We start from the raw sequence: 9,971 nt of genomic DNA, 5'->3' as shown, positions 1-9,971 counted from the left end.
GAAATTCCGACACTTTTGGGATTACATCTCGAAAGGTATTGTGCGAGCTTATGGTTACGCGCAAAGTCAGATACAATGACGTGATTTCCGGTGGCGCATAGTTCTTCTGCTCGTCGTGCAAACTTTTCGAGTTCCTCATTGCCTATTTCGGATTTATCGTCGAGAAAATTCGTCATCAGTACTTCGATAAGGACAATAATGTTTTTATCATCAACTTTTTGTGACCTTTTGAACTGCTCTACAGCACGATTGAATAAATCAAAATTCGGCGTTGATTTTTGACCGAATTTCGTTCGAAGGATCATCACATCCTTTTTATACAGTACATCTTTCGACTGACGCGCTTCACCCTTGGGATCGAATATGGCAGCGCCTGAAAATCCTTTTGCGATCAGATAAAGGTTAACCAGACGGTCGTTAGCATTTTTAAATTGAGGACCATTTATGCTAATGAGATCAATTTCTACTGAACCAATTGAAAGGTTATCCACCAGCGATTCGATCATAGCTTGGAGATCATCAGTATAATAGTAAGCAGCGTAAACAAGGTTTACCCCCAGCACGCCGAGTACGTTTTGCTGGAGATTTGAATCACTATCGAGAAGCCTTACATGGAAAACGATTTCATTTGCTTCTCCCCCCGGAGTAAGCTGAAAGCGTATGCCGAGCCAGCCATGCGGGTCATTAGTTTTATTAAAATTTAAAGTGGTAACTGTATCTGCAAATGCAAAAAATGTCTTATTCTCATATTGCGGACCATGCAGACGCTCCGACAATAAGCCGAATTCATGGCGAATCATTTTATCAAGACGTGATTCGGAAACATACCTGCCTGATTCTTCTGCACCGTAAATCGAATTACTAAATACCATGTCGTATGCCGACATAGTTTTAGCAATTGTCCCCGAAGCTGCACCTGCAGTGAAGAAGTTTCGAGCTACTTCCTGGCCAGCACCAATTTCTGCAAAGGTTCCATAAATTGACTCATCCAGATTTATTTTGAGCGCCTTACGCTTGTTTTCTAAAATTTCTCTCGGCATGAGGCAAATCTACAATTTTAGATGTTGACGGATAAAAAAAAGAAAGCGGCTTATATAAAGCCGCTTGCAAATCAACAAAACCTGAACCTAAACTTATTATTTTACAGAAATTTCTCTGACCTGTATCTTCGCCTCTTCCTTCTTGCCAACGGTTAGAAATAGAACACCGTCTCTATACTCAGCCTGGATATTCGACTGATCGGCCGTTTCCGGGAGGGTAAACGTTCTCGTAAATGAATTGAAATTGAACTCTCTCCTATTATATTTCTTCCCGTCAGAAACTTGCGATTCTTCCGGTTTTTTATCAGCAGAAACAGTCAACTGATTTTTTTCAACATTAATTTTAAAATCGTCTTTCCCTAAACCGGGCGTGGCAAGTTCAATTTGAAACGCACTTTCAGTCTCCGCAATATTAACCGCAGGAATGCGCGTAACAAGACCTTTCGCTTGAAATGGATCTGGGTTAAATAGTGAACTGAAAATGTCTGAGTATGGTGACTTTAATGCACCATTCTTTTGTCCGTTCGTGAATTTTACTACTGTCATTTGTTTTTTCTCTAATTGTTAGTAAGTATTTTTCAAGATGCAGAACAATAGGTATACCATCTTGGTTATCACTACACTATCAGATACATTTTGAATGACAAACTGGCAATATCAATAAATAATTCACGACAGAACGACATGTGCACAATAGAAGGCTACCACTACAAAACCTCAATTCCTATTCGATTCGCTGATATCGACGCTTTCGGACATGTGAACAACGCGACTTATTTAACGTATTTCGAAATTGCGCGGTCGGTATATTGGAAAGAAATCATAAAATGGGACTGGCAAACTGTGGGCATCATTATAAGAAAGTCGGAAATCGAATATCTGAAGCCGATTACATTGCATGATGAGATATACGCATATGTTCGGACATCTAGAATAGGGAACAGCAGCTTCGACGTGGAATATATACTGGTAAAAAAAGTGGGGGGAAAAGAAGAAATTTGCACCATGGGCCTAACCAGTTGTGTTACTTACGACTACAATCTGAACAAATCGGTTAACATACCTGCCTACCAAAAGAATAAAATGAGGGAGTTTGAAGCACTTAGTGTTCTATCCCCAGAATTTCAGGTATAGCTATAAATTTTTCAGTAAGGTCAAGAAAGTGATTTCTGCTTCCTTTCAGGTCGAAATGAACAATTAGTTTATTATCGGATTTTGCGAGGTGCCTAACTGACGCGCTGAGTTTCTCATCCTTAGCAATGGATACAACCAAGTTTATATTGCTCAATTTATCATTCGCGAAAGTTATGCGATAAGTTCGTTTATGATTCAAACGATCTATAAGAGATTCTATTTTTTCAAACCCAATGAGAACTACTAATATAATGAATGTCAGGATGTAAGCAATAATATATTCTTCTATACCTATTACCATTCCTATAGCTGCAGAAATCCAAATAACTGCTGCGGTAGTCAATCCTTTGACGTTGAAGTTTTCTTTAAAAATTACACCTGCCCCAATGAAACCAATACCCGTTATTATATTAGCGGCTACCCGATCATCATTAACGCCAATTTTTTGAGATACCATGGTAAAGACTGTTGAACCCAGACATATCAATACTATGGTTCGCAGTCCGGCCGACTTATTTTGGTATTCTCTTTCAATCCCAAGCACTCCGCCGCATAAGACCGATACCAGCATCGTAATTAAATCATTCGAATTTATATCCATCTTAAAATATTTTGCCCGGGTTAAGTATTCCTTTGGGATCAAATACTGCTTTTATCCCACGCAAGAGATTCATATAAACTTCGGAGTATTTGATATCCATAAATTCTTTTTGAACCAGTCCTATACCATGTTCACCAGATATAGTTCCACCAAGAGACACGGTAAGAACAAATATCTCCCGTATCCCATCTTTTAATTTGGAATTCCAGTCCTCATCACTCATGCTTCCTTTAATTATGTTGACGTGCAGGTTCCCATCACCGGCATGCCCGTAACATATAGAATCAAAACCGAAGCGTAAACCAATTTCCTTTATTCCATGAATAAGTCTGGAAAGTTCAGCCCGCGGAACAACAGTATCCTCTTCCTTATAAATTGAATTTGACTTTACAGAGAGCGGCATAGTTCGCCTCATCCTCCAAATAGCTTCTTTCTGAGCCGCAGTATCAGCAAGGAGAACATCAAGGCAACCATGAGATTCCAGCACGGGATAAACTTTTTCGGCATCCTGCATTAAAACAGTTAAATCGTCTCCGTCAAGTTCAATCATCAAAAAGGCTCCCACTTCGGGCTTGAGATCAAATGGAAAGTTGTCATATTCAATTACCCATTCCACTCCTCTTCTTTCCATAAATTCCAGTGTGGAAGGAGTAACTCCGGTCATAAATATGGATGAAACTGCCGCACAGGCTTCTTCGTTTGTCCGAAAAGAAGCAAGCATAACGATACTCTGAGTCACCTGTGGGATTAATTTCAATACCACCTTGGTTATAATTCCCAAGGTACCTTCCGACCCAATCATTAACTGCGTTAGATTATAGCCAGCAGCATATTTCAAAGTATTAGCCCCGGTCCAGAATATTTCCCCACTGGGCAGGACAATTTCAAGATTCAAAATGTATTCTCGAATGGTGCCATATTTAACTACCCTGGGGCCACCGCTTCCGTGTGCAATGTTACCCCCGATAAAACATGATCCCTTACTGGATGGATCTACTGGATAAAACAAACCTTTTTCAGCTGCGGCATTCATGAGCACCTCTGTGATGACACCAGGCTCCACCGTAGCCTGAAGGTTTCTCTCATCGATCTCAATGATCTGGTTAAATTTCTCCATCGATACCAGCAGGCCACCGTGAACAGCTAAGGCCCCGCCGCTGAGTCCCGTTCCTGCTCCCCGTGGAGTAAGTGGGATCATATTTTCGCTGCACAATTTCATCAGTTTGGAAACTTGTTCCGAATTGATGGGGCTAACTGCAACCTGCGGATAGAAAATGAGATCTTCGGTCTCATCATGGGAATATTTTTCCAGCTGCGAACGTTCTATAAATACATTATCAGGCCCTACAATTTCTGTTACACGGGCAAGGATTGAATCTGATATTTTTTGGTACAGCATTAACGACTATAATTTACTTCTATGGTGGAATTTCTGACATCACCACCCAAAGGAGGATGCATTTTGCGGATGACCACACGTATATTCTTTACAGCCAGAAACTCATGCCTTATCTGATCGAGAATCGCATGCGCAACAGTTTCAAGCAGCTTTCTGGGTATCTTCATCTCAAATGATATGATTTGATATAATTTCTCATAATTAACGGTATTGGATAATTCATCATCTCCAGCGGAAAAAACTTCGAGTTCAGTGTCGACATCCACTATAAACTCTGTCCCTAAAACCCGCTCTTCCGCATAAAAACCGTGGTAAGCAAAAATTCGCACACCTTCGAGACTTACCTTTTGTCTGATTGTTCCCATTCAACAAAAATAAAGTATTTTGAGCATAGTGTTTTGTTTCCTTATATTGGTCTAATAAAAACTTATACCTATGCTGAAATTCTCTTGTCTTACCACCAGTTTATTGTTGACCGCCCTAATGGCAAATGCACAGGGAGGAAATCCGAAAGATACAGAATTATGGACACCAGTACCGAAAGTTGTTGCCATGTCCTCAGAATCGCAGATTGCACCTGCTGATGCAATTATCCTTTTTAATGGTAAAAATCTCGACGAGTGGGAAACCGTTAAAGACAAATCAGCCGCTAAATGGATTGTCTCTGGCGATATGTTTACAGTAAAAAAAGGCACCGGAAATATACAAACCAAAAGAACATTTAATAACTATCAACTCCATTTGGAATGGAGAATTCCCACCAATATTACAGGTGAGGGACAAGGCCGGGGAAATAGCGGTGTATTTGTAGCATCAACAGGAACTGGAGATGGAGGATATGAATTGCAGGTGCTAGATTCATATAATAATGCTACGTACAGCAATGGCCAGGCAGGAAGTATTTACAAGCAATTTATACCCTTAGTGAATGCCTCAAAGAAGCCGGGAGAATGGCAATCATACGACATAATATGGACAGCACCAATTTTTAACGACAATGGTTCCCTGAAAACGCCAGCCAGAATTACAGTACTGCATAATGGAGTACTTATTCAAAATAATACTGAAATCAAGGGAGAAACAGTATATATAGGTGCACCTAAATATAAAAAGCACGGCCCGACGCCCATCAAGCTTCAGGATCACGGAGATCCGAGTCCTGCGATAAGTTTTAGAAACATCTGGGTTCGGGAACTCTAATAGAGATATATCGGAAAGATTTATCTTGAGTTCTTGGCATCACGCTGATGCCCTTTTGCTAAGCAATTAATTTAAAGCTTGTAAGATCGCATGCAAACCATTTCTTGGTTGGAATGTTGATAAGGTCAAAGCTTTAATATTATGAGATCGATCTGGAAGGGTTCTATTGGCTTTGGCCTTGTCAACATACCTGTAAAGCTATATTCGGCTGTTCAGAATAGCAGGCTGGATATGGACATGCTGGATGGAAGAGACCATTCACGAATCAAATTCCAACGAATTAACGAAAAAACCCGCAAGGAAGTTCCTTTTGAGAAGATCGTTAAAGGCTACGCTATAGATGATGACTATGTTATTCTGGATGATCAGGATTTCGAAGATGCGAGCCCGAAGAAAACCAAGATGATTGAGTTGGAAAATTTCGTAAATCTGACCGACATCAATCCCATATATTACGAGACCTCATATTATTCTGAACCCGAAACTCAGGGAAGGAAAGCCTATGCTTTATTGCTTCAAGCGCTTATTAAATCAAGGAAAGCAGGGATCGGAAGATTTGTACTTCGAAGTACCGAAAATCTTTGTGTGATACATGCCCTGGATAAAGTTATAGTCATCAGCAAAATCCGCTTCGCTGAAGAAGTCAGGTCTATGGAAGAAATAGCTAGTCCGACGGATATTACCATCAATAAAAAAGAACTCGATGTAGGCCTGGCTTTAATTGACCAGTATACATCCAAGTTTAAGATCGACCAGTTCAAAGACGAATATACCAGCGATTTATTGAAAATCATCAAAGCCAAAGCTAAAGGCAAACGTCCGTCGATTAAGAAGCTCAAACCAGAAAAATCATCAAATGATGATCTCTACTCTCAATTAATGGAAAGTCTGAGTTCCCGAAAAGGCGCTTAGAATAATAATAACTGACATGAAAATTAAACCAAACTTCACCCTTATAAAAATGAAAAGATACCTTCTATTTGGCTTTTTAACGAGTTCCATATTCCTTGTTAATGCCTGTGCCGTTAACCCTGTGACGGGGAAAAAACAAGTCGTCCTGATGTCTGAAGCCCAGGAGATTGCTATGGGTAAAGAGGCAGACCCCCAGATAATTGCCCAGTATGGCCTTTACGAAGATCCGGAGCTACAGCAGTTTATCACGACAAAGGGTAAAGCAATGGCGGCAGTGTCGCATCGCCCGAACCTTGCGTATGAGTTTAAGATAGTAGATTCGGATGCAGTAAACGCCTTTGCAGTTCCTGGCGGATACGTTTATTTCACCAGAGGAATAATGGCTCACTTTAATAATGAAGCGGAGTTTGCAGGAGTGTTGGGACATGAAATAGGGCATATTACTGCACGACACACAGTGGCACAGCAAGCGAAAACTATGCTGGGCCAGGTTGGCTTAATAGGAAGTATGATATTGGTGCCACAATTAGGACAATTAGCAGAGCCTTTGTCACAAGGATTAGGTGTTCTGTTTTTAAAGTTCGGCAGAGACGCCGAAAGGCAGTCCGATGATCTTGGCGTGGAATATTCATCGAAGATAGGATACGATGCAACCGAGATGGCCGGATTTTTCAATACACTTGAGCGTAAAAGTGCTGGATCACAGAGTGCAGAGTTGCCAGATTTCTTGTCTACCCATCCAAACCCAGGGGACAGGAACATTGCAGTTAATCAACTTGCTATTGAATGGAAGCAAAAACTGAACCTGACAAACCCGATGGTTAACCGCGAGTCTTACTTAAGAAAGATCGACGGAATTATTTATGGTGAAGATCCTAAAGGCGGATACCTGGAAGACAATGTTTTTTATCATCCGGTATTAAAATTCCAGTTCCCTGTGCCCCAGGGTTGGAGTTACGAAAACACTCCGCAGCGTGTCCAAATGGCCCCCAGAGATGGCCGTGCTTTGATGATGATGACTTTTGCTCCGGGTAAAACGCTTGATGAGGCTGCAAATGCAATGGTTCAGCAAAACAATCTACAGGTTCTGGAATCAAATAGAGTAACTGTTAATGGCATGAACGCATTGGCGCTGGTAGCAGACGTAAGGCCTCAGCAGCAGGGTCAGGCATCGTCAGCAAGAACCTTAACGTATTTAATTGAATATGGAGGCAATATATATATGCTGCTTGGAGCGTCTTCGCCTGCTGACTTCAATAACTACTCTCAAACGTTCTCACAAACGATGCGGAACTTCAGACAGCTTACCGATGCTCAAAAGATAAATAAGCTGGCAGATCGCATAAGGATAAAGACGGTTAAACAAGCAGGCACTTTGCAACAAGCACTTGCCAGCTACAATGTTCCCCAAAAACGTCAGGAAGAATTATCTGTCCTTAATGGTATGAGTTTGACAGACCGGGTTGCACAGGGATCACTAATTAAGATTCTAGATAAATAAAAAAACGATAACATAAAAAAGCCCGGATGTCATAAACATCCGGGCTTTTTTATGCCTTCGCAGAAGGTAAATCAATGATAATTATATATCATTCTCGCGCTCAACCTTTTTAGTAACCGTCACGCGGTCAGTAGTTCCTGCTGAAGTCTTACTTCCGCTGCTGCGGGTTAAGGCAACAATGATGACAATTAGGATTGCCGCACCTACAATCCATACCCATGGTTCGACCGAAGTGGTTTCAGTCGTGACAGAACTGCTGGATCTGGTAGAAGTTGAAGTGCTTGAGCTATCCTGTGCATATACCATTGCACTGTTAAATGCCAGGAAAAGGATAGCATACAGACTTTTCAATTTTGTTAATTTAAACGTTTCCATTAGTTTTTAGTTTAGTTAATACTGGGTTAATATTTAGTTATTATCTGAACGTATATCTATCAAAAAAGTTTCCAATCCTCTTCATCCTTTTTTATCACTTGTTCAAAAGATCAACCTGAAGGATATTCCCTTCCTTCTCATCCTTCTTATTCCCTTCATTGGAAATGAACATTGTTCCATTATCGGCGAAGGTAATTCCTTCTGGCTGAGGGAATTCTTTTTTATCAAGTTTATAAAGAGAAAGTAATTTACCCTCAGGGCTCATAATAAGCAGTTTTGGAACTGTGCCTTCAAGAATGTAAATACTACCGTTAAGCGGATTAATATCTATATCTGAAGGGCTTATTAAGTTCTTAGTTTTTTCTTCATCTACCTGCTCGAAGATCGCATCTTTCAGGTTGATTTTATAAACTGGTGTGGAGGACATAGCTTTCGACGTAAGATCAAAGCCGTAAATTCCTTTATAATCTTTACTAAAGGAATCTTCCTCTTTTACAGCAACGAGAAGCCTGTTATTTTTATCATCATAAGCAAGACTTTCGCAATCCTGCTTTTTACCGAGGTGAGTCTTATACATTTTAACATTGGGCTTATCGCTTGCGAAATTCTCAACGCCAAACAAAGTTCCATCCGCTCGAAGCACATAGAGATTCTTCCCTACAACCGCAACTCCTTCGTAATCTCCATTCGGGCCAAAAGGTATTTCTTTTTCGATTTTATTTAGACGGGCGTTAAATATGAAGATTTTTCCAAGTTCATCTTGAACACATGCGAAACGATCAGCGTCCATCCAGGCTATACCAGATACTTCCAGTAATTTCTCAGGCAATAACCAGCTGATCATTACCTTCGCAGCCGACTCATTATCGAAACCTTTTAAGTCAATCTTCTCAGTTTTATCTGAGCCTTTCTTCGACTTGGTGTCTTTCTCATCCCAGGTTGCGAACCGGATCAATACGGCTAAAACTATGGGAATCACTATAATAGCTATAATTTTAACGGGAGTTTTGTCTATCATTAATTTCTTATCTAGTTTTCGGCTTCAGGCCTGAGCCCATATTTCATTAACTATTTAACTCTCGACCAGGTTTGAGTCTTGCCAATCAGGCTAATACCCATAAAAGCTCTGACTTCCAGTTTCCCGCCTGGACCCATCGATAACTTACAGTCATACGTTTTGCCGGTACGGGGATCATAAACGGTTCCGCCGTCCCAAACCCCATCGCCTTTGTAGACGAAATCACTTAGAGCTTCCATCCCTATAATAGGCTTCGACTTTAAAGCCTCTGAGGGATTGTTTTTATCGGTTTTTGGCTTTCCGGATTCGTCTTCTCCGTCCTTCAACCAGACAATCCTACCATTGTAATTTTCCCCGCCTTTAGATATTCGTATCCGGGCACTTCCATGCTCACTTTGCCACATTCCAAGCACCGCATCGCCATTTTGGGCTAAGCAAGGTATTGAAAAAAATACTGGAATCAGCAACGTTAAAATCAACTTGAACTTCATAGCAGATATAATTAGGTAGATGATGTGTGCCCATCAAATGTTTAATTTAAGTGGACAGCTTATCCCGCCTTTAATACAAAAACAATGCCGGGGAGGTTCTAATTATTTATAAAGTTCAATATTTCCGGTATGGTGGAGTGCTTAGGATTTTGCCGGAAAAGGCGGTAAACTCATCCAATGAGTGAAGTCGTCGAGCGACACTTTATCATTAGCTACCACAAATTTGTGATACTTTTCGCTGTAATAACCGAAGTATATTTGTCCTCCATCAAACAAAAGAACATCTTTTGCTTGCTCTGG

Annotated in this window: 13 protein-coding genes; 4 read left to right on the top strand and 9 right to left on the bottom strand. The window is 40.7% G+C overall.

Annotated elements, in window-relative coordinates:
- Nucleotides 1-1,040: nicotinamide mononucleotide adenylyltransferase (locus WBJ10_RS16180; protein WP_424292155.1), on the bottom strand; the 1,040-nt coding region annotated here is incomplete at its 3' end.
- A gap of 96 nt (nucleotides 1,041-1,136) precedes the next feature.
- Nucleotides 1,137-1,586, bottom strand: a complete 450-nt coding sequence (locus WBJ10_RS16175) for an Hsp20/alpha crystallin family protein (RefSeq protein ID WP_424292153.1) — start codon at nucleotides 1,584-1,586, stop codon at nucleotides 1,137-1,139.
- Nucleotides 1,587-1,724: 138 nt separating this feature from the next.
- Here WBJ10_RS16175 and WBJ10_RS16170 point away from each other — a divergent pair, with 138 nt between their 5' ends.
- Nucleotides 1,725-2,174: an acyl-CoA thioesterase gene (locus tag WBJ10_RS16170; protein ID WP_424292151.1), complete on the top strand. Its 450-nt coding sequence runs from the start codon at nucleotides 1,725-1,727 to the stop codon at nucleotides 2,172-2,174.
- Here WBJ10_RS16170 and WBJ10_RS16165 read toward each other — a convergent pair.
- The 3 genes from WBJ10_RS16165 to folB are packed head-to-tail and all read right to left on the bottom strand — an operon-like array spanning nucleotide 2,143 to nucleotide 4,539.
- On the bottom strand, nucleotides 2,143-2,775 hold the full coding sequence (locus WBJ10_RS16165) for an MgtC/SapB family protein (protein ID WP_424292149.1): 633 nt from the start codon (nucleotides 2,773-2,775) through the stop codon (nucleotides 2,143-2,145). The two genes, WBJ10_RS16170 and WBJ10_RS16165, sit on opposite strands and share 32 nt — an antisense overlap.
- A 1-nt stretch (nucleotide 2,776) precedes the next feature.
- The gene (locus tag WBJ10_RS16160; protein ID WP_424292147.1) at nucleotides 2,777-4,174 is read right to left on the bottom strand and encodes an FAD-binding oxidoreductase; all 1,398 of its coding nucleotides are present in this window, start codon (nucleotides 4,172-4,174) and stop codon (nucleotides 2,777-2,779) included.
- Nucleotides 4,174-4,539, bottom strand: coding sequence for a dihydroneopterin aldolase (folB, locus tag WBJ10_RS16155; protein WP_424292145.1), 366 nt, complete (start codon nucleotides 4,537-4,539; stop codon nucleotides 4,174-4,176). The genes WBJ10_RS16160 and folB overlap by 1 nt, the downstream gene beginning before the upstream one ends.
- A gap of 70 nt (nucleotides 4,540-4,609) precedes the next feature.
- Here folB and WBJ10_RS16150 point away from each other — a divergent pair, with 70 nt between their 5' ends.
- The 3 genes from WBJ10_RS16150 to WBJ10_RS16140 all read left to right on the top strand — a co-directional run bounded on the left by WBJ10_RS16150 (nucleotide 4,610) and on the right by WBJ10_RS16140 (nucleotide 7,787).
- Entirely contained in the window at nucleotides 4,610-5,374 is a 765-nt protein-coding gene (locus tag WBJ10_RS16150; RefSeq protein WP_424292143.1) for a 3-keto-disaccharide hydrolase, read from the top strand.
- 141 nt (nucleotides 5,375-5,515) lie between these two features.
- On the top strand, nucleotides 5,516-6,286 hold the full coding sequence (locus tag WBJ10_RS16145) for a Ku protein (protein WP_424292141.1): 771 nt from the start codon (nucleotides 5,516-5,518) through the stop codon (nucleotides 6,284-6,286).
- A 49-nt stretch (nucleotides 6,287-6,335) separates the two neighbouring features.
- Nucleotides 6,336-7,787 (top strand): M48 family metalloprotease, encoded by a 1,452-nt coding sequence (locus tag WBJ10_RS16140; RefSeq protein WP_424292139.1) that lies wholly within the window; start codon nucleotides 6,336-6,338, stop codon nucleotides 7,785-7,787.
- A gap of 81 nt (nucleotides 7,788-7,868) precedes the next feature.
- Here the strand turns inward: WBJ10_RS16140 and WBJ10_RS16135 are convergent, their stop codons facing one another.
- The 4 genes from WBJ10_RS16135 to WBJ10_RS16120 all read right to left on the bottom strand — a co-directional run.
- Complete coding sequence (locus WBJ10_RS16135; RefSeq protein ID WP_424292137.1) at nucleotides 7,869-8,162, bottom strand: hypothetical protein; 294 nt, start codon at nucleotides 8,160-8,162, stop codon at nucleotides 7,869-7,871.
- 94 nt (nucleotides 8,163-8,256) lie between these two features.
- Nucleotides 8,257-9,180 carry an SdiA-regulated domain-containing protein gene (locus WBJ10_RS16130; RefSeq protein ID WP_424292135.1) on the bottom strand — a complete coding sequence of 308 codons (924 nt, stop codon included), beginning with the start codon at nucleotides 9,178-9,180 and terminating at the stop codon, nucleotides 8,257-8,259.
- Nucleotides 9,181-9,230: 50 nt separating this feature from the next.
- Nucleotides 9,231-9,671, bottom strand: a complete 441-nt coding sequence (locus WBJ10_RS16125) for a DUF2147 domain-containing protein (RefSeq protein ID WP_424292133.1) — start codon at nucleotides 9,669-9,671, stop codon at nucleotides 9,231-9,233.
- 141 nt (nucleotides 9,672-9,812) lie between these two features.
- Nucleotides 9,813-9,971: DUF551 domain-containing protein (locus tag WBJ10_RS16120; RefSeq protein WP_424292156.1), on the bottom strand; the 159-nt coding region annotated here is incomplete at its 5' end.

The sequence above is a fragment of the Daejeonella sp. genome, assembly GCF_049655485.1.
In the GTDB taxonomy this organism is placed as follows: Bacteria; Bacteroidota; Bacteroidia; order Sphingobacteriales; family Sphingobacteriaceae; genus Daejeonella.
Note: the sequence above shows the minus strand (reverse complement) of the source record. Positions and strands in the feature narration are given on the sequence as shown.